The sequence below is a fragment of the Streptomyces sp. 17_S59 genome (assembly GCF_056930295.1).
Window position 1 is genome coordinate 3,060,323 of sequence record NZ_JBXOWD010000001.1, and the last position, 24,454, is coordinate 3,084,776.

Annotated in this window: 23 protein-coding genes; 5 read left to right on the forward strand and 18 right to left on the reverse strand. The window is 71.4% G+C overall.

Translation table 11 applies throughout. From position 1 onward, the window contains the following. Positions 1-21: 21 nt before the first annotated feature. On the reverse strand, positions 22-3,132 hold the full coding sequence (locus AC1Z4A_RS13505) for an NACHT domain-containing protein (RefSeq protein ID WP_483678671.1): 3,111 nt from the start codon (positions 3,130-3,132) through the stop codon (positions 22-24). A gap of 130 nt (positions 3,133-3,262) precedes the next feature. Here AC1Z4A_RS13505 and AC1Z4A_RS13510 point away from each other — a divergent pair, with 130 nt between their 5' ends. Beyond that, a complete protein-coding gene (locus AC1Z4A_RS13510; protein ID WP_483678672.1) occupies positions 3,263-4,006 on the forward strand; it encodes an alpha/beta fold hydrolase in 744 nt (247 codons plus the stop codon). Between the two features lie 101 nt (positions 4,007-4,107). On the opposite strand, the gene AC1Z4A_RS13515 is transcribed toward AC1Z4A_RS13510, so the two are convergent. Beyond that, positions 4,108-5,394 (reverse strand): threonine synthase, encoded by a 1,287-nt coding sequence (locus AC1Z4A_RS13515; RefSeq protein WP_483678673.1) that lies wholly within the window; start codon positions 5,392-5,394, stop codon positions 4,108-4,110. A gap of 120 nt (positions 5,395-5,514) precedes the next feature. On the opposite strand from AC1Z4A_RS13515, the gene AC1Z4A_RS13520 reads away from it, so the two are divergent. Continuing rightward, entirely contained in the window at positions 5,515-6,258 is a 744-nt protein-coding gene (locus tag AC1Z4A_RS13520) for a Clp protease N-terminal domain-containing protein (RefSeq protein WP_483678675.1), read from the forward strand. Between the two features lie 58 nt (positions 6,259-6,316). On the opposite strand, the gene AC1Z4A_RS13525 is transcribed toward AC1Z4A_RS13520, so the two are convergent. The 3 genes from AC1Z4A_RS13525 to AC1Z4A_RS13535 form a co-directional block, all read right to left on the reverse strand. Further along, positions 6,317-6,685 carry a holo-ACP synthase gene (locus AC1Z4A_RS13525; protein ID WP_483678677.1) on the reverse strand — a complete coding sequence of 123 codons (369 nt, stop codon included), beginning with the start codon at positions 6,683-6,685 and terminating at the stop codon, positions 6,317-6,319. After that, positions 6,682-8,535 carry a glutamine--fructose-6-phosphate transaminase (isomerizing) gene (gene glmS, locus AC1Z4A_RS13530; RefSeq protein ID WP_483678679.1) on the reverse strand — a complete coding sequence of 618 codons (1,854 nt, stop codon included), beginning with the start codon at positions 8,533-8,535 and terminating at the stop codon, positions 6,682-6,684. The genes AC1Z4A_RS13525 and glmS overlap by 4 nt, the downstream gene beginning before the upstream one ends. An 87-nt stretch (positions 8,536-8,622) precedes the next feature. Further along, entirely contained in the window at positions 8,623-8,901 is a 279-nt protein-coding gene (locus tag AC1Z4A_RS13535) for a hypothetical protein (protein WP_483678680.1), read from the reverse strand. 245 nt (positions 8,902-9,146) lie between these two features. Here AC1Z4A_RS13535 and coaA point away from each other — a divergent pair, with 245 nt between their 5' ends. Next, positions 9,147-10,130: a type I pantothenate kinase gene (coaA, locus tag AC1Z4A_RS13540; RefSeq protein ID WP_483678682.1), complete on the forward strand. Its 984-nt coding sequence runs from the start codon at positions 9,147-9,149 to the stop codon at positions 10,128-10,130. A 186-nt stretch (positions 10,131-10,316) separates the two neighbouring features. On the opposite strand, the gene glmM is transcribed toward coaA, so the two are convergent. From glmM to AC1Z4A_RS13560, 4 genes are all read right to left on the reverse strand, one after another. Beyond that, a complete protein-coding gene (gene glmM, locus AC1Z4A_RS13545) occupies positions 10,317-11,675 on the reverse strand; it encodes a phosphoglucosamine mutase (protein ID WP_483678684.1) in 1,359 nt (452 codons plus the stop codon). A gap of 299 nt (positions 11,676-11,974) precedes the next feature. Beyond that, positions 11,975-12,478 (reverse strand): 30S ribosomal protein S9, encoded by a 504-nt coding sequence (gene rpsI / locus AC1Z4A_RS13550; RefSeq protein ID WP_483678686.1) that lies wholly within the window; start codon positions 12,476-12,478, stop codon positions 11,975-11,977. A 40-nt stretch (positions 12,479-12,518) separates the two neighbouring features. Next, the gene (gene rplM / locus AC1Z4A_RS13555; RefSeq protein ID WP_189454739.1) at positions 12,519-12,965 is read right to left on the reverse strand and encodes a 50S ribosomal protein L13; all 447 of its coding nucleotides are present in this window, start codon (positions 12,963-12,965) and stop codon (positions 12,519-12,521) included. A 264-nt stretch (positions 12,966-13,229) separates the two neighbouring features. Continuing rightward, on the reverse strand, positions 13,230-14,885 hold the full coding sequence (locus tag AC1Z4A_RS13560) for an ABC-F family ATP-binding cassette domain-containing protein (protein WP_483678688.1): 1,656 nt from the start codon (positions 14,883-14,885) through the stop codon (positions 13,230-13,232). Positions 14,886-14,940: 55 nt separating this feature from the next. Here AC1Z4A_RS13560 and AC1Z4A_RS13565 point away from each other — a divergent pair, with 55 nt between their 5' ends. Then, the gene (locus tag AC1Z4A_RS13565) at positions 14,941-15,888 is read left to right on the forward strand and encodes a hypothetical protein (protein WP_483678691.1); all 948 of its coding nucleotides are present in this window, start codon (positions 14,941-14,943) and stop codon (positions 15,886-15,888) included. 21 nt (positions 15,889-15,909) lie between these two features. Here AC1Z4A_RS13565 and AC1Z4A_RS13570 read toward each other — a convergent pair whose 3' ends face one another. Beyond that, the gene (locus AC1Z4A_RS13570; RefSeq protein WP_483678693.1) at positions 15,910-16,728 is read right to left on the reverse strand and encodes a hypothetical protein; all 819 of its coding nucleotides are present in this window, start codon (positions 16,726-16,728) and stop codon (positions 15,910-15,912) included. A gap of 241 nt (positions 16,729-16,969) precedes the next feature. On the opposite strand from AC1Z4A_RS13570, the gene AC1Z4A_RS13575 reads away from it, so the two are divergent. Beyond that, positions 16,970-19,093, forward strand: coding sequence for a glycosyltransferase family 4 protein (locus AC1Z4A_RS13575; protein ID WP_483678695.1), 2,124 nt, complete (start codon positions 16,970-16,972; stop codon positions 19,091-19,093). 167 nt (positions 19,094-19,260) lie between these two features. On the opposite strand, the gene truA is transcribed toward AC1Z4A_RS13575, so the two are convergent. The 8 genes from truA to map form a co-directional block, all read right to left on the reverse strand. Beyond that, positions 19,261-20,124, reverse strand: a complete 864-nt coding sequence (truA, locus tag AC1Z4A_RS13580) for a tRNA pseudouridine(38-40) synthase TruA (RefSeq protein WP_483678697.1) — start codon at positions 20,122-20,124, stop codon at positions 19,261-19,263. Between the two features lie 81 nt (positions 20,125-20,205). Beyond that, the gene (gene rplQ, locus AC1Z4A_RS13585; RefSeq protein ID WP_086567272.1) at positions 20,206-20,670 is read right to left on the reverse strand and encodes a 50S ribosomal protein L17; all 465 of its coding nucleotides are present in this window, start codon (positions 20,668-20,670) and stop codon (positions 20,206-20,208) included. 177 nt (positions 20,671-20,847) lie between these two features. Continuing rightward, positions 20,848-21,870: a DNA-directed RNA polymerase subunit alpha gene (locus AC1Z4A_RS13590; RefSeq protein ID WP_004946635.1), complete on the reverse strand. Its 1,023-nt coding sequence runs from the start codon at positions 21,868-21,870 to the stop codon at positions 20,848-20,850. 121 nt (positions 21,871-21,991) lie between these two features. Further along, positions 21,992-22,396 carry a 30S ribosomal protein S11 gene (rpsK, locus tag AC1Z4A_RS13595; protein ID WP_003948617.1) on the reverse strand — a complete coding sequence of 135 codons (405 nt, stop codon included), beginning with the start codon at positions 22,394-22,396 and terminating at the stop codon, positions 21,992-21,994. A gap of 64 nt (positions 22,397-22,460) precedes the next feature. Next, positions 22,461-22,841: a 30S ribosomal protein S13 gene (rpsM, locus tag AC1Z4A_RS13600; RefSeq protein WP_483678703.1), complete on the reverse strand. Its 381-nt coding sequence runs from the start codon at positions 22,839-22,841 to the stop codon at positions 22,461-22,463. A gap of 197 nt (positions 22,842-23,038) precedes the next feature. Beyond that, the gene (gene rpmJ / locus AC1Z4A_RS13605; protein ID WP_003956441.1) at positions 23,039-23,152 is read right to left on the reverse strand and encodes a 50S ribosomal protein L36; all 114 of its coding nucleotides are present in this window, start codon (positions 23,150-23,152) and stop codon (positions 23,039-23,041) included. A 58-nt stretch (positions 23,153-23,210) separates the two neighbouring features. Beyond that, complete coding sequence (gene infA, locus AC1Z4A_RS13610) at positions 23,211-23,432, reverse strand: translation initiation factor IF-1 (protein ID WP_003956442.1); 222 nt, start codon at positions 23,430-23,432, stop codon at positions 23,211-23,213. Between the two features lie 175 nt (positions 23,433-23,607). Continuing rightward, complete coding sequence (map, locus tag AC1Z4A_RS13615) at positions 23,608-24,444, reverse strand: type I methionyl aminopeptidase (protein WP_483678714.1); 837 nt, start codon at positions 24,442-24,444, stop codon at positions 23,608-23,610. Positions 24,445-24,454 lie beyond the last annotated feature (10 nt).

Genomic DNA, 24,454 nt, shown 5'->3' on the forward strand with positions numbered 1-24,454 from the left:
CCCGCGCACGGAGGCGAAGCCTCACGGCTCGGGTGGCGGCGCAATGTCCAGTTCGCAGTCGCCCTCCAGTGCTGCCCGGTTGACGACCGGGCCGCGGTAGCGGGTCCTCACCGTCCTCAGCGATCCCATGCCCCGCAGGTGCGCCAGGTCGAGCGGCTCGCTCCCGCTCTGCAACCTGCCGGCGAAGACGGTGAGCAACTCGAGCCCCGGAAAGACGTCCGGCACATGGGCCAGCCCGGCCAAACCCCTCGGCCCGCTCAGGGAGAGTTCCTTCACCTGGGGCATGGGAGCGACCTTGACGAACGACCTCAGGTCCATCGACCGACAGGCCAGATGCCTCAGCCGGGGAAGCGTCTCCAGGCCGTACTTCCGCAGGTCTGCGTTGGGGCAGTTGAGGAAGACCACCTCAAGGCGGGCGTGGTGACGCAGTCCGGCCAGCCGGACCGCGCCGGTGTCGTCGCCCATCATGTTCAGGTAGGTGAGCCCGGACGGCAGCAGCAGTTCCTGGGACGGGTCGTAGGAGTGGACGCTCAGGCCCGTCAGGACCGGGGTGTCCAGCTCGGCGACGTCCGCCGCGGTCAGCGGCACCCGGATCTGGATCCGTGGCCTGCCTCCCAGCTGCTTGAGCGCCGCGACCTCCTCGCTCGACGTCACCACGAACTCGAGCCTGCCTTCGCCCAGGCTCTCGTAGACCAGTCGGCCGATCACCACCTGTGCGTACTGCTGTGTGTCGAAGCGTTCCCAGGCCCACGCCAGCTGTGCCCGGACCTTCAGCGACGGGTGGTCCGCGTACCGCGCCAGCAGCGGTATCGCCTGCTCATCCGCGACTGTCGTCGCCGTGACGACCACAGCATGAGCCACCTCGTCACTCAGCCCCTCCGGCCCCGGCAGCAGATCCAGCACCACATTCCCCGCCCGCGCCAGCTCCTTGGCCGACTCCACATCCCGCGGCGGCACCAACTCCCCCGCAGCCGCCTCCACCCGCGTCCGCACCTCCCGGTCCAGCTCCGTCGCATGCTCGAGGCACGCCGCCGCCAGCAGATGGAGACGGGCCCGGTGGGTCTCCTCCTTCTCTCCCCGCTCCAGGAGCATCCCCAGCAGCTCCGCCCTCGCCCGTGGCGGGGCGTGGCCCACTGCCATGCGCAGGACGTCCTCCCACTGGTCGTCGTGGGCATGGTTGACCAGTACGTCGAAGTCCCAGTCGTCCACCGCCGCCTGCGCGCCCAGGTAGTCCTGGAAGGTGCGGTGGATGAAGTCGAGCGTGCCGCTGGTCGGCTGGCGGAGCAGGCCGCTGCGGACCACCAGGTGGCGGAGGATCTGCTCCGCGCTGCCCCGCGCCGCCACCGCCGGCATCGCCGGCAGCGCGCGTTCCAGGATTTCCACGGCCTTGTGCCATTCGATCTCCGAACGGCCGTTGCGGATCAGCCAGTAGGCGATCTTCTGGAGCAGCGCGGTCTGCGCCTGTTCCAGCTCCGGGCCCTCCAGGCCGACCACGATCTCCCGCTCGCGGTCCCGCCGGATGAGCAGGAGGTCCAGTGCCGCGCGGTACAGCTCCATGCGGCCGTGCGGCAGGTATCCGCGGCGGGCGCGGTTGAGGGCGCAGATCAGTGCGCACATCAGGGGGTTGGTGGCCAGGCGGCCCAGGTCGCGCTTGGCGACGACGGCCGTGCTCAGGGCCTCGCAGAAGGTGCGGAGTTGATTGTCGTGGCGCTGCCCCGCCGCGTCGTGCCAGCGCTCGATGAACGCCAGTACGTCGCTCCGGCTCATCGGCAGCAGCTCCAGCTCCGCGAAGCCCGCGTCCGAGAGCCAGCCCTCCCGGACCGCCGAGGGCCGGGTCGTGATCACGCAACGGGCGTCGGGGTAGGCGGCCAGCAGGTCCTTGAGCCAGGTGAGCGTGCGGCGCCGGTCGGCCTCGGGCACCTCGTCCACGCCGTCGACGAGCAGCAGGGCCGTGCCCTCGCCCAGCCGGGCCGTCGCCCAGCCCTGCGCCGCGGGCAGCCCGGCCAGCGGGCCGGCCACCGAGGCCAGGAACTCCTCCGGCTGCGGCAGCTCGCCCCGCCGGATGAGCGTCCGCAGCGGCAGCATCAGCGGTACGCAGCCGCTCAAGTGGCCCAGTCCGGGCGGCAGATCACCGCGTGCCGTGATCGTGGCCAGCCACTGGAGCAGTGTGGTCTTCCCCGATCCGGCCGCGCCCCGCAGCAGCACCCGCTTGTGCCCGGCCAGCGCCTCCTCGGCCCGCTGCGGCGACGGCACCGACCGGGCGACGGCGTCGCCGCCGGGCAGCCCGAAGCCCTCCGCGACCGGGGGCCGGGCCCCGCCCGTCAGCTCCAGGCTGAGATACGCGGCGTCGAGCGGCCAGGTCTCGCCGTCGCCGTCCGACAGGGTGAGGCCGATGATGGTCAGCTCGCCGGACTTGGCAACGACGTAGTCGCGTAACCGCCGTTCGAATTCCAGCAGTTCGAGCTGGCGCGGCGAGGCCAGCGAGCGCGACTCGGGCTTGTGGCCCGCCAGCAGGCACTCCTGGAGGAATCTGAAGTCCGCCCAGAGCGCCGCGGAGGGCGTCACCGTCAGCCGGCCGTGCCGCCAGCCGCCGGGGTCCGCGCAGACCACGCCCGCCAGCAGCCCCTCCACGAAGACGGCGGCGCCGGACATCCCCGCCCACGGCGTGCCGCCGTCCCCGGGCGGCTCCGGGGCCCCGTGGTCGCTGTCGAGCACGTGCCGCCCGCTGATGACGTTGCTGCCGGGCTTGAGCACGCCGAGCACCTGCTCGGTGTCCAACTCCCCGTCTGCGTCCCGCTGGACGTCCGGAAACCCCACGGCCTGCGCTCCCGGCCAGGCCCGCAGGTCGTAGGAGCGGCCCCAGACCAGCGGCTCGAACGCGGCGGCGGCCTCCTCCCCCACCAGGTCCCGCTCGGCGAGGAGCAGCGCGGCGTCGCAGCGCCGGTTGTCGTCCCGCGCCCACACCACCCGGCAGCGGACCCGGCCGGTGCCGCCCGGCACGATCGCCCAGGGCGCGTCGCAGTCGCCCACCACGTGCGCGGCCGTCAGCACCACGTTCGGCGTCAGCAGATAACCGCTCCCCTGGCTGTTCCGCCCGAACACGGCCGCGATGCGTTCCCTCGCCGGGTGCACGTCCCTCTCCCTGCCGTCCCAGCCGACGCTCAGACAATATGTCACGCGCTTCTGCGGGCAAGGTGTTTCACTGAATCAAGGGGAACCGAGCAGCTCTCCGCAGGGGGAGCCGGTGGGAGAGGGGACACCCATGTCCGTATTCGTACTGGTCCCGGGCGCCTGGCTGGGCGCCTGGGCCTGGGAGGAGACCGTCGCCGGGCTGCGCGAGCGCGGCCACCAGGTGCATCCGCTGTCCCTGACGGGCCTCGGCGAACGCGCGGAGCAGGGGTCGCCGGAGACCGACCTGGAGACGCACATCGGCGACATCACCTCCTACGTCGAGGAGCACGACCTGCACGGCGTTACCCTGGTCGCGCACAGCTACGCGGGCGCGCCCGCGCACGGCGCCTCCGCCCGGCTCGGGGAGCGGCTGGAGCGCGTGGTCTACCTCGACAGCGCTCCCTTCCCCGAGGGCAAGTGCGTGCTCGACCTGATCCCGCCGGACAAGGCCGACCTGATGCGCCGGGAGGTCGCCGAGCGCGGCGACGGCTGGCGCCTGCCGTTCCTGCCGTGGGAGACCTTCAGCGACGAGGGGGCGCTGGCCGGGCTCGACGCGGAGCAGCTCGACACGATCGCCGCCCGTTCCGCCGCCCAGCCGTTCGGCACGTACGAGCAGGCGCTGCCCGCTCCCACCGGGGCGGGCCCCGAGGTGGACCAGGTGCTGATCACCTGTCACAACCTCAGGACCGCGCTGGATGCGGGCGTTCCGGGCCTGGAGTTCCTGACCCGGGCGCCGTGGCGCCGCTACGACATGGCCACGGGGCACTGGCCGATGTTCTCGGCGCCCCAGGAGCTGGCGGACCTCCTGCACACGGCGGCAAGCGCCAAGGGCTGAGTGCCCTAGGGGGTGGCCGGCGGCGGAGCACAGGGCGGCGATCAGCCACTCCACCGCCGGCCCCATTTCCGCCGCACCGGAGGCCGGACCGGAGCGAGCGCTCAGCCCGCCAAGCCCGCGGCCCGCAGCCGGCGGTACGTCTCGTCCCAGGTCGGCTCCATCACGTCGGAGCGCCGGGTGCCGACCGCCCGGTCCTTGAAGCCGCTGGACGTGGAGACGCACACCACGGGCCCCTCCACCGCCCCGGCGCCGCGGCTGCGCAGCCCGGCCAGCCCGGCCGCGGCGGACAGTTCGGCCCAGATCCCCAGGCGGGCCAGCTCGTCCTGGGCGGCCCGCATCTGCTCGTCGCCGACGAGCAGGGCCTCGCCGCCGCTCTCCTTGACGGCGAGCACACCGCGGTAGCCGCCGACCGTGCAGTCGATCGCGTACGCGTCGGTCTCCCCGGCAGCGACCGTGACCGCAGGACGGTCCTGGCGGAGGGCCGCGGCGAGGGGCCCGCCGGCGGCCGGTTCGCAGCCGTACATCCGCGGCACCCGGTCCGCGAGCCCCAGCCGCTTCAGCTCGGCGAAGCCCTTCCAGACGCCGAAGAGGCACTCGCCGTAGCCGCTGGGCACGAACACGGCCGACGGCACGCCGATCTCGGTGAAGATCTCGTACGCGATGGTCTTGTAGCCCTCGGGCCCGTAGGCGTGCCCCGTGTGCGTCGGGGTGAGGTTGCTGACCGGGTGCAGGCCGATGCGGTCGACGATCTGCCGCATCAGCGGCCAGCGTTCGGCTTCCGGCACGGGCAGGACGAGTGCGCCGTACGCGTTGAGGAAGGCGTCGACGGCCGACGGCATCCCCGCGCTGGCGAGCACCACGCAGCCGATGCCCGCGCGCGCCGCGAAGGCCGCCGCGGACGCGCCGTGGTTGCCGGAGGAAGCCACCACGATCCCGGCCGCGCCGCTGCCGACGGCGGCGCTGACCGTGCAGCGGTTGAGCCGGTCCTTGTGGCTCCACGTGGGGTTGCGGGACTCGTCCTTGACGTAGACGCCGTCGCCGATGCCGACGAGCGGCGTGTGCCCCTCGCCGAGCCCGGGCGCGGTCAGCGGCGGCAGCAGCGGGGCCCAGCGCTCCAGCCCGGCGCTGCGGGAGGCCGCGGCCTGCGGCGCGAAGAGATCGGGGCGCACCCGGTCGTAGGCGTAGTCCACCTCGACGGGGTAGACCAGGTCGTCGGTGGCGGTGCGGGGGCAGCCACGGGTCAGCGGCGGCCGGAGCGGATACCCGATGGACGGATCGGCCAGCGACCGCTGGCCGACGGCCAGGGATGCGGAAGCTGAAACGGACGCTGAAACGGATGCTGAAACGGGCGCTACGGAATCTGCGGAATCTGCTGCCTGTGCCGTCATGACCGGAGTCTAGGAGCCCAGGAGTCCGGGCAGGGCGCTCACTTGCTACCCCGGGACCAGAACCCGAAGACTGTCAACTCGTGGTTGACACCCCTCGGGAGCGCAACCTACGGTTGACACATGGCAGATCCAGTACGCATGACGAACCCCGTCCGGCTCGACGATCTGATCGCGGCCATCAAGGCGGTACACGCCGAACCCCTCGAACAGCTGACGGACGCCGTAGTCGCGGCCGACCACCTCGGCGACGTGGCCGACCACCTCATCGGCCACTTCGTGGACCAGGCCAGGCGCTCCGGCGCCTCCTGGACGGACATCGGCAGGAGCATGGGCGTCACCAGGCAGGCAGCCCAGAAGCGCTTCGTCACCAAGGAGTCCGACACCTTCGACCTCGACCCCTCCCAGGGCTTCGGCCGCTTCACTCCGCGGGCGAAGAACGTCGCGATGGCCTCGCAGAACGAGGCCCGCGCGGCGGGCAACGACCGGATCCACCCCGAGCACCTGGTGCTCGGCCTCCTCCACGAGCCGGACGGCCTCGCCGCGAAGGCGATAGCGGCACAGGACGTCTCGCGCGACGCCGTCCTCGAGGCCGCGGCGGCCGCCCTGCCCCCGGCGTCCGGCACCGAACTGCCCGACCTCATCCCGTACTCCCCCGGCGCGCAGAAGGCCCTGGAACTCACCTTCCGCGAGGCCCTGCGCCTGGGCCACAACTACATCGGCACGGAGCACATCCTGCTGGCCCTGCTGGAACTCGAGAACGGCACGGGCGTGCTCTCGGGCCTCGGCCTCGACAAGACGGCGGTCGAGGAGCACGTCACCGCCATGCTGGACGAGGTCATGGCGGCCTTCCGGGAAAAGAAGTGACAACGGCGTGCGGCCCCACCCGGGGCCGCACGCCTTCCGGCCCGGCCCCGCCCCGCCCCTACGCCTCCGCCACCACCACCGCCGAGGCCACCCCCGCGTCGTGGCTCAGCGAGACGTGCCAGTTCCGTACGCCCAGTGCCGCCGCACGGTCGGCCACCGTGCCCGTGACCTCGAGGCGCGGCCGGCCGCTGCCCTCCGTCACGATCTCGGCGTCCGTCCAGAGCAGCCCGGGCGGCGCCCCGAGCGCCTTCGCCAGGGCCTCCTTGGCGGCGAAGCGGGCCGCCAGCGAGGCGGTGCCGCGGCGCTCCCCGCTCGGCAGGTACAGCTCGCGCTCCACGAACAGGCGGGCGGCCATGCCCGGGGTCCGCTGGAGCGCGGCGCCGAAGCGGTCGATCTCCGCGACGTCGATCCCGACTCCGACGATCACTCGACCGTCACCGACTTCGCCAGGTTCCGCGGCTGGTCGACCTCGTTGCCCCGCGCCGTTGCGAGTTCGCAGGCGAAGACCTGGAGCGGGACGGTGGCCACCAGCGGCTGGAGGAGCACCGGGGTCGGGGGGATCTCGATGAGGTGGTCCGCGTACGGGCGGACGGCCTCGTCGCCGCGCTCGGCGATGACGATCGTCCGGGCACCCCGGGCGCGGATCTCCTGGATGTTGGAGACGATCTTGTCGTGCAGGACCGAGCGACCGCGCGGCGACGGGACGACCACGACCACCGGCACGTCCTTCTCGATCAGCGCGATCGGGCCGTGCTTCAGCTCGCCCGCCGCAAAGCCCTCCGCGTGCATGTAGGCGAGTTCCTTGAGCTTGAGCGCGCCCTCCAGGGCCACGGGGTAGCCCACGTGGCGGCCCAGGAAGAGGACCGTGTTCTTGTCGGCCAGGGAGCGGGCCAGCTCCCGGACCGGCTCCATGGTCTCCAGGACCTCCTCCACCTCGGCCGCGATCTGCGACAGGTCGCGGATCACCGAGAGGATCTCGTCGCCCCACTTCGTGCCCCGCACCTGCCCCAGGTACAGCGCCACGAGGTAGCAGGCCACCAGCTGGGTCAGGAACGCCTTCGTCGACGCGACGGCCACCTCCGGGCCCGCGTGGGTGTACAGGACCGCGTCCGACTCGCGGGGGATCGTCGAGCCGTTCGTGTTGCAGATGGCCAGGACCTTCGCGCCCTGCTCGCGCGCGTGGCGCAGGGCCATCAGCGTGTCCATCGTCTCGCCGGACTGGCTGATGGCGATGACGAGCGTCCGCTGGTCGAGGATCGGGTCGCGGTAGCGGAACTCGCTCGCCAGCTCCGTCTCGCAGGGGATGCGCGTCCAGTGCTCGATGGCGTACTTGGCGATCAGACCGGCGTGGTAGGCCGTGCCGCACGCCACGATGACGACCTTGTCGACCTCGCGGAGCACGGACGCCGGGATCCGGACCTCGTCCAGCGACAGCGAGCCCGCCGCGTCGATCCGGCCCAGCAGCGTGTCGGCGACCGCCTTCGGCTGCTCGGCGATCTCCTTCAGCATGAAGTAGTCGTAGCCGCCCTTCTCGGCCGCCGAGGCGTCCCAGTCCACGTGGTACGCGCGCACGGTGTCGTCCGCGGGCGTGCCGTCGAAGCCGGTGACCGTGACGCCGTCCCGGCGCAGCTCGACGACCTGGTCCTGGCCCAGCTCGATCGCTTCCCTCGTGTGGGCGATGAAGGCGGCGACATCCGAGGCGAGGAAGTTCTCGCCGTCGCCGACGCCGACCACCAGCGGGGAGTTGCGCCGCGCGCCCACGACCACGTCCGGCTCGTCCGCGTGCACGGCCACGAGCGTGAAGGCGCCGTCGAGACGGCGGCACACCTGCCGCATGGCCTCGGCGAGGTCGCCGCAGGAGGAGAAGGACTCGGAGAGCAGGTGGGCGACGACCTCGGTGTCCGTCTCCGAGGCCAGGGCGTGGCCCCGCTCGGCCAGCTCGGCCCGCAGCTCGGCGAAGTTCTCGATGATGCCGTTGTGCACGACCGCGACGCGCCCCGGGTTGTCGAGGTGGGGGTGCGCGTTGGCGTCCGTCGGGCCGCCGTGCGTGGCCCAGCGCGTGTGGCCGATGCCCGTCGCGCCGGACGGCAGCGGCCGGTCGGCCAGCTCCTTCTCCAGATTGGCGAGCTTGCCCGCCTTCTTCGCCGCGGCCAGCCCGCCGTCGGCCGGCACCGCGACCCCCGCCGAGTCATAGCCGCGGTACTCCAGCCGCCGCAGCCCCGCCAATACGACATCGAGGGCGCTCTGCCCGCCCACATAGCCAACGATTCCGCACATGGAGTGCAGCGTACGGCCCCGGGATCGGGGCCAGGGCCGGTTCCGGGGCTCTGCCCCGGGCCGGTTCGCCGGCTCCGGCGCTCCGGCTCAGCGGCCGCGCTCGATGCGGTCGATGGCCTCCTGCACCAGCTCCAGGTACTCGACCTCCTCGCAGCGCGGCTTGCTGCCGAGGACGTAGCGGTCCAGGCAGTCGTCGAGGTCCTGGCCGATGTCCTCGTCCGGCAGCTCCGCGGCGAGGTCGCCCCGCACGCGGTCGGCGAAGACGGCGTCCCGCGCCGCCCGGGCGCGGACCCGGCCCAGGACCGGGGCCAGTCGGAGGCGTACGCACCGCCGCGCGACGCGGAGGACGAGACGGAAGACGAACACGGGTACCTCGTGCTGGTGTGGGGGAGGCAGGAACCTAGTACTGACCCGCGAGTAGGTACAGCCCCTGGCCGGAACTTCACCCACTGGCGTCCCACCACCCCCGTGCGTCACCGCCATTCCGCCCGGCAGTGATCAAAAACGACACCGGCAGAGACCTCACCCGGGGGCTCGCCGAGGGCTTCGCGACACCGGGCAAACGGCACCCCCGGCGTGATCTCCCCGCCCCGCCCGCGCAGAATGGGCCCGTGCCGACCTCCACCGACCAGCCGCAGCAGCAACGCCGCCGCGCGGACTCGTCCCTCTTCGTCGACCTCACTCGCACGGAGTGGAGCGCCCTGCGCGAGAACACGCCGCTGCCGCTGACCGCCGAGGAGGTGGAGCGGCTGCGCGGCCTCGGCGACGTCATCGACCTGGACGAGGTCCGCGACATCTACCTGCCGCTGTCCCGGCTGCTCAACCTCTATGTCGGCGCCACCGGCAGCCTGCGCGGCGCGCTCAACACCTTCCTCGGCGAGAAGGGGGCCCAGCGCGGCACGCCCTTCGTCATAGGAGTCGCCGGCAGCGTCGCGGTCGGCAAGTCGACCACGGCCCGGCTGCTGCGGGCGCTGCTCGCGCGCTGGCCCGAGCACCCGCGCGTGGAGCTGGTCACCACGGACGGCTTCCTGCTGCCCAACGCGGAGCTGACCCGGCGCGGCCTGATGTCGCGGAAAGGATTCCCCGAGTCCTACGACCGGCGTGCGCTGACGCGCTTCGTCGCGGACGTGAAGGCCGGCAAGGACGAGGTGTCCGCGCCCGTCTACTCCCACCTCATCTACGACATCGTGCCGGACGAGCGGCTGACCGTGCGCCGCCCCGACATCCTGATCATCGAGGGGCTCAACGTCCTGCAGCCGGCGCTGCCGGGCAAGGACGGGCGCACACGGGTGGGGCTGGCCGACTTCTTCGACTTCAGCGTGTACGTGGACGCGCGGGCGGAGGACATCGAGCGCTGGTACTACGAGCGGTTCAGGAAGCTGCGGGCCACGGCGTTCCAGGACCCGGAGTCGTTCTTCCGGCGGTACACGGAGGTGTCGGAGGAGGAGGCGCTGGAGTATGCGCAGCGGAACTGGCGGACCATCAACAGGCCGAATCTGCTGGAGAATGTGGCGCCGACGCGGGGGCGGGCGAACCTGATCCTCCGCAAGGGGGCGGACCACAAGGTCCAGCGCCTGTCGCTGCGGAAGCTTTAGGGGTGGGCTCGGCGGGGGCCCTGCGGGGCTTTCCCCTACCCGCCCCTTCCCGAAACTGGGGCTGCGCCCCGGACCCCAATTTCAGCCCCTCCGGCGTTTGAGGAGCGGGGGTCCGGGGGCAGAGCCCCCCCACGCGGCGGAGCCGCAAATCGATACAGCCGGGAAGGGGCGGGATCGGGGAATGACCTACCCCAGCTCCGACTTCACCACGTCCGCCAGCCGCTGCGCGACGGCCCGCGCCTGCTCGATGTCCGCCGCCTCCACCATCACCCGCACCAGCGGCTCCGTACCGGACGACCGGAGAAGCACCCGCCCCGTCGCCCCCAGCTCCCGCTCCGCCGCGTTGACCGCGTCGGCCAGCTCCGCCGACGAGCCGACGCGGGACTTGTCGACGTCACGGACGTTGATGAGGACCTGCGGCAGGCGCTCCATCACGCCGACCAGCTCCGCCAGCGAACGCCCCGTGGCAGCCACGCGGGCGGCCAGCATCAGGCCGGTCAGCGTGCCGTCGCCGGTCGTGGCGTGGTCGAGGACGATGACGTGGCCGGACTGCTCGCCGCCCAGGGCGAAGCCGTTGGCCTTCATCTCCTCCAGGACGTAGCGGTCGCCGACCGAGGTCTGGACCAGCTCGACGCCCTCGCGCTCCATGGCCAGCTTGAAGCCCAGGTTCGACATCACCGTCGCGACCACGGTGTTCTTGCGCAGCGAGCCCGCCTCGCGCATCGCGAGGGCCAGCACGGCGAGGATCTGGTCGCCGTCGACCTCGTTGCCCTCGGCGTCCACGGCGAGGCAGCGGTCGGCGTCGCCGTCGTGGGCGACGCCCAGGTCGGCGCCGTGCTCGACCACGGCCACGCGCAGCTTGTCCAGGTGGGTGGAGCCGCACTCGTGGTTGATGTTGAGGCCGTCCGGCTCGGTGCCGATGGTGACGACCTCGGCGCCGGCCCGGGAGAAGGCCTCCGGGGAGACGCGGGAGGCCGCGCCGTGGGCGCCGTCGATGACGACCTTGAGACCGTCGAGGCGGTTCGGCAGGACGCCGATCAGGTGCGCGACGTAGTTGTCGAAGCCCTGGTCGTAGTCGCGGACGCGGCCGACGCCGGCCCCGGTCGGGCGGTCCCAGGGCTCGCCGGAGGCGTGGGCCCGGTAGGTCCGCTCGATGCGGTCCTCCAGCTCGTCGGCGAGCTTGTGGCCGCCGCGGGCGAAGAACTTGATGCCGTTGTCGGGCATCGCGTTGTGGCTGGCGGAGAGCATCACGCCGAGGTCCGCGCCGAGCGCGCCCGTCAGGTAGGCGACGGCCGGCGTGGGCAGCACGCCCACGCGCAGGACGTCCACGCCCGCGCTGGCCAGCCCGGCCACCACGGCGGCCTCCAGGAACTCCCCGGACGCCCGCGGATCACGGCCGACCACCGCCACGGGGCGATGGCCCTCGAACGTACCCGCCTCGGCGAGCACATGTGCCGCCGCGACCGACAGGCCGAGCGCAAGCTCCGCCGTCAGGTCGGCGTTGGCGACACCGCGCACACCGTCCGTACCGAAGAGTCGTCCCACTGGTGTCCTCCGAAAAAGCGGGGCGGGGCCGTGCACGGCCCCAGAAGATGAGGTGTCGAGTTCGAGAGCTGCATGGACGACCACGGGCTGCCACGGGCGGCCACGGACGGCCACAGACACAAGGCCGTACCGGTCCGGGTATCCAGCTCTGCCGTGTATACGCACGCATGGACCGGATACAGCGGTTTCACCGAGGTTTCACCGGATACGCGCCGGGCCGTCAATGGCCGAACGCCCCGGCAGCACGACAAAGCGTGCCGACCGGGGCGTTCGGGCAGTGCAGCGAAGCAGCCGCGTGATTAGCGCTTGCTGTACTGCGGAGCCTTGCGGGCCTTCTTCAGACCGGCCTTCTTGCGCTCGACCGCACGGTCGTCGCGCTTCAGGAAGCCGGCCTTCTTCAGCGGGCCGCGGTTGTTGTCCACGTCCGCCTCGTTCAGCGCGCGGGCCACGCCCAGGCGCAGGGCGCCGGCCTGGCCGGAGACGCCGCCACCCGAGATGCGGGCGATGACGTCGTAGCGGTCGTCGAGCTCGAGCACCTTGAAGGGCTCGTTGACTTCCTGCTGGTGCACCTTGTTGGGGAAGTAGTCCTCAAGGGTGCGACCGTTGATCTTCCACTTGCCGGAGCCCGGAACGATCCGGACGCGGGCGATGGCGTTCTTGCGACGGCCCAGGCCGGCGGCCGGCTGCGGGTCGCCGAAGCGGGACGCGAGGGACTCGGAGGTGTACTCCGACTCGACGACCTCGGTCTCGCTGGTGTACTCCTCGACGCCCTCGAGCGGCATCTCGGCGGTGGTCTCAGCCACTGGTTCTCCTCAGACTTTCTGGTTCGGCGGTGGCCGGGACTTAGCCCTGCTTGACCTGGGTGATCTCGAACGGAACCGGCTGCTGCGCGGCGTGCGGGTGCTCGGAGCCCGAGTACACCTTCAGCTTCGAGAGCATCTGACGGCCGAGGGAGTTCTTGGGCAGCATGCCCTTGATCGCCTTCTCGACGGCCTTCTCGGGGTTCTTGTCGAGCAGCTCGTCGTAACGGACGGAGCGCAGACCACCCGGGAAGCCGGAGTGGCGGTAGGCCATCTTCTGGGTCTTCTTGTTGCCGGACAGGTGCACCTTGTCGGCGTTGATGATGACGACGAAGTCACCCATGTCCATGTGCGGGGCGTACACAGGCTTGTGCTTGCCGCGCAGCAGGGAGGCGGCCTGGGAGGCCAGACGGCCCAGGACGACGTCCTGCGCGTCGATGATGTGCCACTGGCGCTGGACATCGCCGGGCTTGGGGCTGAACGTACGCACGGTCGTAGCCTTCGCTTCTTCAGTGAGTGGGTCCTGACACGGTCCACCCCGGACGTTCGCCGGCCTTGGCCGCACCGCGGGGACGCAACCCGTGTGCCGGCCACCGGCTCCCGGCCTGGTGGACAAGCGTAAGGGCCCCTCGCGTGAGAACGACCAAGCCAATACGCATAACGAACTCGTAGAGTACCGGGCGCCACCCATGCGGGTCAAAAGATGCCGCATTCCCCCCGGGGGACAACCCCCGGACCCCCGGCCGGACCCTGGTCACCGCCGCCTGGCCACGCGCCCCTCGTCCCACACCGGCTCCGGCACCTCCCGCACCCGCCCGTCCGCCCCGAAGACGAGGAAGCGGTCGAAGGAACGGGCGAACCAGCGGTCGTGCGTCACCGCCAGCACCGTCCCCTCGTACGCCTCCAGCCCCTCCTGGAGGGCCTCCGCGCTCTCCAGGTCCAGGTTGTCCGTCGGCTCGTCGAGCAGCAGCGCGGTGGTGCCCGCCAGCTCCAGGAGCAGGATCTGGAAGCGCGCCTGCTGGCCGCCCGACAGCTTCTCGAAGAGCTGGTCACCCTGCCGCTCCAGCTCGTAGCGGCGCAGCGCCGACATCGCGCCGCCCCGGTCCTTGGCGTGCTCCGTCCACAGGATGTCCACGAGCGTGCGGCCCAGCAGCTCCGGGTGGGCGTGCGTCTGCGCGAAGTGCCCGGGCACGACGCGCGCGCCCAGCTTCCACTCGCCCGTGTGCGCCACGCTGCTCTCCCCGGCCAGGAGGCGGAGGAAGTGGGACTTGCCCGAGCCGTTCGAGCCCAGCACCGCGACCCGCTCGCCGTAGAAGACCTCCAGGTCGAACGGCTTCATCAAGCCGGTCAGCTCCAGCCCGGCGCACGTCACGGCACGCACGCCCGTGCGCCCGCCCCGCAGCCGCATCCGGATGTCCTGCTCGCGCGGGGGCTCCGGCGGCGGGCCGGCCTCCTCGAACTTCCGCAGCCGGGTCTGGGCCGCGGCGTAGCGGGAGGCCATCTCGTGGCTGACCGCCGCCGCCTGCCGCAGCGTGATCACCAGCTTCTTCAGCTGGGCGTGCTTCTCGTCCCAGCGCCGGCGCAGCTCCTCGAAGCGCGCGAAGCGCTCCTTGCGGGCCTCGTGGTACGTGCCGAAGCCGCCGCCGTGCACCCAGACGTCGCTGCCCGCCGGGCCCGGTTCGACGCTGATGATCTTCTCGGCGGAGCGGGCCAGCAGCTCGCGGTCGTGGGAGACGAAGAGCACCGTTTTCCGCGTCTCGCGCAGCCGCTCCTCCAGCCAGCGCTTGCCGGGGACGTCGAGATAGTTGTCCGGCTCGTCGAGCAGCAGCACCTCGTCCGTGCCGCGCAGCAGCGCCTCCAGGACCAGGCGCTTCTGCTCGCCGCCGGAGAGGGTGCGCACCTGGCGCCACTGGGCCTTCTCGTACGGGACGCCGAGCGCGGCCATCGTGCACATGTCCCACACGGTCTCGGCCTCGTAGCCGCGCGCCTCGGCCCAGTCGCTCAGCGCCTGCGCATAGGCCATCTGCGCGGCCTCGTCGTCGACCGTCATGCTGTGCTTTTCCGGGGGACACCCCCGGACCCCCAGCCTGTGCTCGGCCTCGTCGACCGCCTTCGCGGCCTGCCGGATGCGCGGCTGCGCCACGGAGACCAGCAGGTCACGGACCGTACGGTCGTCCCGCACGGAGCCCACGAACTGGGGCATCACCCCGAGCCCGCCGGTGACGGAGACCGAGCCGCCGTGCGGCTGCAGCTCCCCCGCGATCAGCCGCAGCAGCGTCGTCTTGCCCGCGCCGTTCGCCCCGACCAGGGCGACCGAGGCGCCCTCCCCGACCCGGAACGAGACATCGCCGAGCAGCGCCCTCCCGTCGGGGAGGAAGTACTCGAGATGTGCGGCTTCGACGTGTCCCATGAGACGGATTCTCTCGGCTCCCCCGGCCGGGACCAACCGGTTTACGATGCACGGCATGAGCTTTGGGCAGGGAGGGCCGCACGGGGCCCCGGGGGATTCTCAGCCGTCCGCTCCCCAGTGGGGCCCGCCCCCGGCGTCCCCGATGCCCCCCGCCGCCCCGGCGCCCTGGGCGCAGCAGCAGGGTTCCGCCACCCCCGACTGGGACGCGCTCGCCGACGACGGCGCCACGCGCGCCCGCCGCCGCAAGTGGCTGATGATCGGCGGCGGTGTGCTGGCCACCGGTGCGATCGCCGCGATCGTGGCCACGGCCGTGGTCAAGTCGGGCAAGGACGACAAGTCGCTGCCCGCCGCCGAGAAGCTGCCCAGCGCCTCGCCGAGCGCCCCGGAACCGACGTTCTCGCAGGTCGCGCCGCCGCCCCCGCCGGACCCGCGGGAGTTCATAGCCAGCGCGGACAAGGACAAGGCGCCGCTCTCGGCGAAGACCTTCTTCCCGCACTCCAAGCCCTCCCTGGACAAGCGCCAGTACCAGCGGGTGGCCATGGACGACACCGCCGACTGCGCCTCCGCCGCCCAGGGCGGCCTGGGCCAGGTCCTCACCGCCAACGGCTGCCGCCAGCTGATGCGCGCCACCTATGTACGGGACGGGGTGGCCGTCACCGTCGGCGTCGCCGTCTTCGACGACAAGAGCGCGGCCGACAACGCGAAGGAGCAGTCCACCGGCAACATCGCCGCCCTCCCGGGCGAGGACGGCACCGCCTTCTGCCGCGGCACCGCCTGCCGGCTGACCGCGAACGCCGAGGGGCGCTACGCCTACTTCACCGTCGCCGGCTACGCCAACGGCTCCGGCGTCCCGTCCGACGACACCAAGGCCCTCGGCGCGGGGCGGGACGTCTCCGGCTACACCTTCCGCCGGATCATGGCCCGCGGCGCCGCCCAGGCCTCGGAGGCCGCCGCGCCCAAGCCTGCGCCGCCCAAGTCCTCGACCTCGGCCCAGAAGAGCTGACGGCGGTACGGGCCGGCCCGCTCACTCCGCCCCCTCGTTGTCCCCCGCCTCGCCGCGCTCGGCGGGGCCCGGCCCCGGGCCCGCGTGCAGCGGCGGCGGCGCCTGGAGCGGCCGTACCGCCCCCGCCAGCCGGAGCACCTTCGCGACCTGGGCCGACAGCAGCCGCTCGGGGATCTCCACGGCGTCCGGGTCGGCGAGGTTCGTCACGAAGAGCATCGTGAGCACCTCCCCGGTCCGCACCACCGCGACCATGCTCGGCGCCCGCTCCGCCGCGTTGACCAGGCGGTACGCCACCGCCTCGTCCCCCAGCCGGGGCGCCGGCAGGGCCCGTACCGCGGCGAACTCCTGCCGCTGGCCCTCGCCGGTCGTCATCAGGAAGCCGTCCCCGCAGGCCCCGACGGCCGAGCGCAGCCCCCGCAGCGTGGCCGCCGCGCCGCCGTCCTCGTAGGCGGAGAGCCGGAGCGTGCCCATCAGGCCCTCGAAGCCCTGCTCCGGTGTGGCCCGGGAGAAGGTGTTGACCACCGACTCCGCGGGCTCGGGCCACGGCCGGGAGCCCAGGGCCGTCACCAGGGGCAGGCAGGGCCGGCGGTCCGAGCCGGGCACCCCGGCCCCGGCGCTGCCCGGGGAGGCCCGCTCCACCAGGAAGCCGGGCACCTCCCGGGCGCTCAGCTGCGCGTGTCTCAGCCGCCCGCTGGAGAACACCCGCACCACCCGGTGCTCCTCCCGCGGCTCGTCCTTGCCCTCGACCGCCCGGTCGCCCCCGCCGCCGGGCACCAGGCCGCAGCCGGCCGTTCCTCCCAGCACCGCGACCACGGCCGCTCCCGTCACCAGCGCCTTCACGATTCCCGCCTCCCAGCACCCACCGAGCGCCCTCCCCGGGCCCCTCGGCCGTCTTGCGACGTGACCCACGCCACAATGTAGGCTGCGGAGGCAACCGAAATCCCTCCCAACGGTCTTAACCGACGGATCGGACTGCGCAACCGAACGTCAGGCCGATCAGCAGGGGACGACCCGGAGACCACCCAGGCCAGGGGGAAGGACGGACGCGACGCACACAGCGCGTCGTGCACCACACACCGCCATGAAGATCTCTTTCCTTTTGCAGAACGCCTACGGCATCGGCGGCACCATCCGATCCACGTTCAACGTCGCGAGCGCCCTCGCCGCGCGGCACGACGTCGAGATCGTGTCCACCATGAGGACCGGCGACAAGCCCAAGCTCCCCCTGAACCCCAAGGTGAAGCTGGTCAACCTCATCGACCAGCGCGCCGAGAAGGGCGCCGACCGCGACAATGCGCTCCTGACGCAGGACAGCCAGTACATCCCCCCGGTCGAGGCCAAGGGCGCGCACTTCAACGCGCTCACCGACCGGCGCGTCGCCGAGCACCTCGACCGGACCGACGCCGACGTGGTCGTCGCCACCCGCCCCGGCCTGGTGATGTACCTCGCGGAGTTCGGCAAGGACCGCTACCTGCGCATCGGCCAGGAGCACCGGATCTACGGCACCCACGAGCCGACCATCCGCGCCTACCAGGACGCGTCCATCCCGCACCTCGACGCGCACACCACCGTCTCCGAGGCCGACGCCCGTACCCACCGGGAGCAGTTCCCGGACGTCAAGACGAAGATCGTCTGCCTGCCCAACGGCTGCCCCCCGTCCGAGGTCGAGCCCTCCGACGGCAGCGCCAAGCTCGTCGTCGCCGCCGGCCGCCTCATCCCCGTCAAGCGGTACGACCTGCTCGTCACCGCCTGGGCCACCGTCGCCGCCGCCCGCCCCGACTGGAAGCTGCGCATCTACGGCCGCGGCCCCGAGCAGGCCAAGCTGCGCGCCCAGATCGACCGGCTGCGCCTCAACGACACCGTCACCCTCATGGGCGCCCACTCCCCCATCGAGACCGAGTGGGCCAAGGGCTCCGTCGCCGCCGTGACCTCCCGCGAGGAGTCCTTCGGCATGACGATCGTCGAGGCCATGGGCTGCGGCGTGCCCGTCGTCGCCACCGACTGCCCGCACGGCCCCGGCGAGATCATCACCGACGGCAAGGACGGCCTGCTCGTCCCCGTCGGCGACAGCGACGCCATCGCGGAGGGCCTGCTCAAGCTCATCCAGGACGACGAGCTGCGCCGCACCATGGGCGCCGCCGCCCGCGAGTCCGCGAAGCGCTACTCCCCCGAGAACATCGCCGACGCCTACCTGGAGCTGATCGACTCCCTCGGCGGCCCCCGCACGGCCGACCGGCCCGAGGCCGCCGCCGTCAAGACGGTGAAGGCGGCCCGCCCGCTGCCGCTCGCCAAGCGGCTGCGCCGCACCGTCGGCCGGATCGTCCGCCCGCTGCGCCGCCGCCCCGTGGCCAAGGCCACGAAGCCGCCGGTCAAGACGGTGCTCAAGGACATCGTCGTACAGAAGCCGCTGCGCCCTGTGGCGTCCTGCCGCATCGACGCCAACGGCGACATCCACGTCCTGGTGCAGCGCAGGGGCGTGACCGGCGAGAAGCTGTCCCTGACCGTCACCCGCCGCAAGGAGGGCAAGCCAGTCGCCGTCCCGCTCGTGCCCGCCGCGGACGGCAAGGGCCCGTGGACGGCCGTACTCAAGCGCGCCGAGCTGCGGCTGGGCGAGGGCCGCTGGGACCTGCACGTCGTACGGGCCGACGACAAGGCCCGCCGCCGCGTGGTCTCCCACCTCGCGGAGGGCCGCGGCCTGGTGGAACTCCAGCCCCTCCCGGGCTCCCCCTTCACCTGGTGGGTGCCCTACCCCACCGTCGACGGCTACCTCGCGCTGCGCGCCTGGCACCGGGACTCGCACGCCGAGGCGCGGTCGGTCAAGGTGACCGGCGAGGAATTCACGGTCGAGGGACGGCTGTACGGCACGGAGTTCACGGACAGCAGCAACCCCGTGCTGGTCGGCACGCCGCGCGGCGAGACCGCGTCCGAGCTGACGGCCGACGTCGAGGTCGTGGACGCGGAATCCTTCCGCGTGACGGTGCCGTACGAGCAACTGCGCGCGCTGCGCGGCGGCAACGAGAGCACGACCTGGGACCTGGCCCTGCGACTGGCGCCGGGGGCGGCGCCGATCAAGCTCGGCCGGCTGGTGGGCGACATCGTGGACCGCAACAAGACGGACATCTACCCGACGGTGGCGGGCGTCCACCCGTACTTCACGATGTCGAGCGACCTGGCGGTCAACATGCCGGCGACGGAGGACGCCTGACGGTTGGTCGGCCCCCGGTCCTCAAACGCCGGACGGGCTGAATTTCAGCCCGTCCGGGGGCACCTCCCAGCGGTAGCTGGGGGAGTTTGAGGACCGGGGGTCCGGGGGCAGAGCCCCCGGTTACGGGAAGGGGCGGGTAGGGGAAAGGCCCCCGCAGGGCCCACCCCCTAGCAGCAGCCCGAAATCGCCCCGCCCGGCAACGTCCGCATATTCCGCGCCGCCCGATTCCGCGCCGCCAGCTCCGAGTCCGCCGGATACCCGACCTCCTCCAGCGTCAGCCCGTGCGGCCGCACCACGTGCACCGCCGAATCCCGCACCCCGGCCCCCAGCACCTTCCCCGGCCAGTCCACCGGCCGGTGCCCGTCGCCCACGAACAGCAGCGCACCCACCAGCGAGCGCACCATGTTGTGGCAGAAGGCGTCCGCCTTCACCGTCGCCGTGACGATGCCCGACGCATCCCGCTCCCAGCTCAGCTGCTGAAGCGTACGGATCGTCGTCGCGCCCTCGCGCCGCTTGCAGTACGCAGCGAAGTCGTGCTCCCCCAGCAGCGCACGCGACGCCTCGTTCATCGCGTCCACGTCCAACGGCCAGTCGTGCCACAGGACATGACCCCGCAACAGCGGATCGACCCCGCCCGGGTGGTCGACCACCCGGTACGCGTACCGCCGCCAGATCGCCGAGAAGCGCGCGTTGAAACCGGCAGGAGCCTCGGCCGCACGCCACACCCGGACGTCGTGCGACAGCCGCCCCGCCAGCCGGCGCAACAGTTTGTCCTCGTGCTCGGCCCAAACCTCCGCCGGAAGATCGACATGCGCGACCTGCCCACGGGCGTGCACCCCGGCGTCCGTACGGCCGGCGACCGTCAGCTCGTACGTCTCCCCGGACCGGGTCACGGTCCGGATCGCGTCCTCCAGCTCCCCCTGCACCGTGCGCTGGCCCTCGCGCTGCTTGGCCCAGCCGGAGAATTCCTTGCCGTCGTACGACAGGTCCAGCCGGACCCGCACGTAGCCGGACTCCACCTCGTCACTCACCCAGAGCTTCCTCTCAGAAAAAGCGGAACGGGCCCGCCCCCGAAACCGGGGGCGGGCCCGTCCGTGCACGCATCAGATGCGTCAGGCGTCCTTGGACTCCTCGGCCGGAGCCTCGGCAGCAGCCTCGGACTCCTTGACCGCACGCTTGGTGGCGGCCTCGGCCTCGGCAACGGTCGCCTTCTTGGCGATCTCGCCCTCGACCAGCTCGATCACGGCCATCGGGGCGTTGTCGCCACGACGGTTGCCGATCTTGGTGATGCGGGTGTAACCACCCGGACGCTCGGCGAAGCGCGGAGCGATCTCGGTGAAGAGGGTGTGGACGATGCCCTTGTCGGTGATCGTCTGCAGCACCTGGCGACGGTTGTGGATGTCGCCCTTCTTCGCCTTGGTGATCAGGCGCTCCGCGACCGGACGCAGGCGGCGGGCCTTGGCCTCGGTCGTCGTGATGCGGCCGTGCTCGAAGAGCGACTTGGCGAGGTTCGCCAGCATCAGCTTCTCGTGCGCGGCACCGCCGCCCAGACGGGCACCCTTGGTCGGACGCGGCATGGTGTTTCTCCTAGGTGTCTGCCCCGGCCGTACCAGGTACCGGAGTCAGTATCCGAGCGGGCGGTTGCCCGTCGAAGATCCGGGCAGCCCCGAAGGGGCGCCCGGAAGGGGCGCGGGGAACTGCGCGCTCAGCCACAGCACACCCGCACCCAGGAACCGGCGATCGGTCCCGAGCTCTTAATACTGCTCGGTCTCGACGAACCCGGCATCCGCGTCGTCGTCGGCGCCAAAGGCGTCGGCCGCAGCGGTCGGGTCGAATCCGGGCGGGCTGTCCTTGAGGGCCAGGCCCATGCCGGCCAGCTTCGCCTTGACCTCGTCGATCGACTTCGCACCGAAGTTGCGGATGTCGAGCAGGTCGGCCTCGGAGCGGGCGACGAGCTCACCCACGGAGTGGATGCCCTCGCGCTTGAGGCAGTTGTAGGAGCGGACCGTGAGCTCCAGCTCCTCGATGGGCAGCGCCAGGTCGGCGGCCAGGGCGGCGTCCGTCGGGGACGGGCCCATGTCGATGCCCTCGGCGTCGATGTTCAGCTCGCGGGCCAGGCCGAACAGCTCGACCAGGGTCTTGCCGGCGGACGCCATGGCGTCGCGCGGGCGCATGGCCTGCTTGGTCTCGACGTCGACGATCAGCTTGTCGAAGTCGGTGCGCTGCTCGACACGGGTCGCCTCGACCTTGTAGGTGACCTTCAGAACCGGCGAGTAGATGGAGTCGACCGGAATGCGGCCGATCTCCTGGCCCACCTGCTTGTTCTGGACGGCGGAGACGTAGCCGCGACCGCGCTCGACGGTCAGCTCCATCTCCAGCTTGCCCTTGGCGTTCAGGGTCGCCAGGACCAGGTCGGGGTTGTGCACCTCGACACCGGCCGGCGGGGCGATGTCCGCGGCGGTGACCAGACCCGGGCCCTGCTTGCGCAGGTACATCACGACCGGCTCGTCGTGCTCCGAGGAGACGACCAGCTGCTTGATGTTCAGGATGAGGTCGGTGACGTCCTCCTTGACGCCCGGCACGGTGGTGAACTCGTGCAGGACACCGTCGATGCGGATGGACGTGACCGCCGCACCCGGGATCGAGGAGAGGAGCGTACGACGCAGGGAGTTGCCGAGGGTGTAGCCGAAGCCCGGCTCCAGCGGCTCGATGACGAACCGGGAGCGGAACTCGTCGACAACCTCTTCGGTCAGCGAGGGGCGCTGAGCGATCAGCATGCGAGGAATCCTTCAGTCATGGGCACCCACTATTTGATGCCCTGAGTACTACAAGGGTACGGGCGGTACGTCCGGAAAGGCCGTACCGCCCGTGAAAACCGCTGCGAAGCGGCGCGCTGCGTCAGACGCGGCGGCGCTTCGGCGGGCGGCAGCCGTTGTGCGGGGTCGGGGTGACGTCCTGGATGGAGCCGACCTCGAGGCCCGTCGCCTGGAGCGAACGGATGGCGGTCTCGCGACCGGAGCCCGGGCCCTTGACGAAGACGTCAACCTTGCGCATGCCGTGCTCCTGCGCGCGGCGGGCGGCCGACTCGGCGGCCATCTGCGCGGCGAACGGGGTGGACTTGCGCGAGCCCTTGAAGCCGACGTGGCCGGCGGAGGCCCAGGAGATCACGTTGCCCGTGGGGTCGGTGATCGAAACGATGGTGTTGTTGAACGTGCTCTTGATGTGCGCGTGGCCGTGAGCGACGTTCTTCTTTTCCTTGCGGCGCACCTTCTTGGCAGCGCCCTGACGACCCTTGGGGGGCATCTATAACTCCTACGGGAGGTGGTCGGTCCTACAGCGAAGACCGCTGACGAGCGTCCGCTGCGGACTACTTCTTGCCCGGCTTCTTCTTGCCGGCGATGGCGCGACGCGGGCCCTTGCGGGTACGAGCGTTCGTGCTGGTGCGCTGACCGTGGACCGGCAGGCCGCGGCGGTGGCGCAGACCCTGGTAGCAGCCGATCTCGACCTTGCGGCGGATGTCGGCCTGAACCTCGCGACGGAGGTCACCCTCGGTCTTGATGTTGGCGTCCACGTACTCGCGGATCGCGACGAGCTCCTCCTCGGAGAGGTCGCGAACGCGGGTGTTCGGGTTCACGCCGGTGGCGGCCAGCGTCTGCTGGGAAAGGGTCCGGCCGATGCCGAACACGTAGGTCAGGGCGACCTCCACGCGCTTTTCGCGCGGGATGTCAACACCGGAAACGCGTGCCATTGAATGGCTCCAGTTGATTCTCGGAGGTCTTCCACAGGGCCATCCCCGACGGCCGACCGCTTCTTGGAAGCAGTGGTACCGGCCGGGTCCCCGGCCTCCGACCGGGGGTGTCGCCCTCCATCACAGAGAGGGACGGGCCCTGCGTATGAACATGTTGCTCGCGTCGCGCGAAGAAACTGCGGAGTGCAGGTTCTGCGTCAGCCCTGGCGCTGCTTGTGGCGCAGGTTGTCGCAGATGACCATGACCCGGCCGTGGCGGCGGATCACCTTGCACTTGTCGCAGATCTTCTTGACGCTCGGCTTGACCTTCATGGGATGTGAGGTTCTCCGGGTCAGTGCCACCACCCCGGGAGCGGGGTGCGGGCAAGATCTACTTGTAGCGGTAGACGATCCGTCCGCGCGTCAGGTCATACGGGGAGAGCTCCACGACGACCCGGTCATCCGGAAGGATGCGGATGTAGTGCATACGCATCTTGCCGCTGATGTGCGCGAGGACCTTGTGACCGTTCTGGAGCTCCACCTTGAACATTGCGTTCGGCAGAGACTCGATCACGGTGCCCTCGATCTCGATGGCACCTTGCTTCTTGGCCACGCTTCGCCTTTCGAATCGGCTACCTTGATCGGCTTCGATGATCCGATTACCTATTTGGAGCACAGGCATGCGGATACACGAGAGCCGACGCATCAGTCTACGTCAGGGCAACCGGAAAGACTAATCCAGGTGTCGTGCCCCGGCGTAAAGATCCTTACGTCGTCCGTACGACCCGCTACGCCAGGGGGTCCGGAGCGGCCGTCACGCCGTACTCCGCCAGCTTGGCGCGGCCGCCGTCCACGGCGGTGAGGACCAGCGGTCCCTCCTCCGTGAGGGCGATGGAGTGCTCCCAGTGGGAGGACCAGGTCATGTCGTCCGTGAGGACCGTCCAGTCGTCCTCCAGCACGTGCGTGCGGGCCGTGCCCAGGCTCACCATGGGCTCGATGGCCAGGCAGAAGCCGGGGACGAGCTTGGGGCCCTTGCCGCGCTTGCGGGAGACGTAGTTCAGCAGGTGGGGGTCCATGTGCATCTCGGTGCCGATGCCATGGCCGCCGTAGTCCTCGATGATCCCGTACTTCCCGGAGGCCGGGCGGGGCTGGCGGCGGATGTAGCCCTCGATGGCCCTGGAGATGTCGACGAGGCGGTTGCCCTTCTTCATCGCCGCGATGCCGGCCCACAGGGACTCCTCGGTCACCCGGGACAGCTCGTGCAGCTCCGGAGCGTGACCGCCGCCCACGAAGGCCGTGAAGGCCGCGTCGGCGTGCCAGCCGTCCACGATGGCGCCGGCGTCGATGGAGATGATGTCGCCGTCCTTGAGGACGGTCTCGGTGTCCGGGATGCCGTGGACGACGACCTCGTTCACCGAGGTGCAGATCGTGGCGGGGAAGCCGCCGTAGCCGAGGAAGTTCGACTTGGCGCCGTGCTCCGCCAGCACCTTGCGGGCCACGTCGTCGAGGTCCTTGGTGGTGGCACCGGGCACCGCGGCCTCCCGGGTGGCCGCGTGGATGGCGGCGACGACCAGCCCCGCCTCGCGCATCTTCGCGATCTGCTCCGGGGTCTTGATCTCGACCATGGGGGGCCTT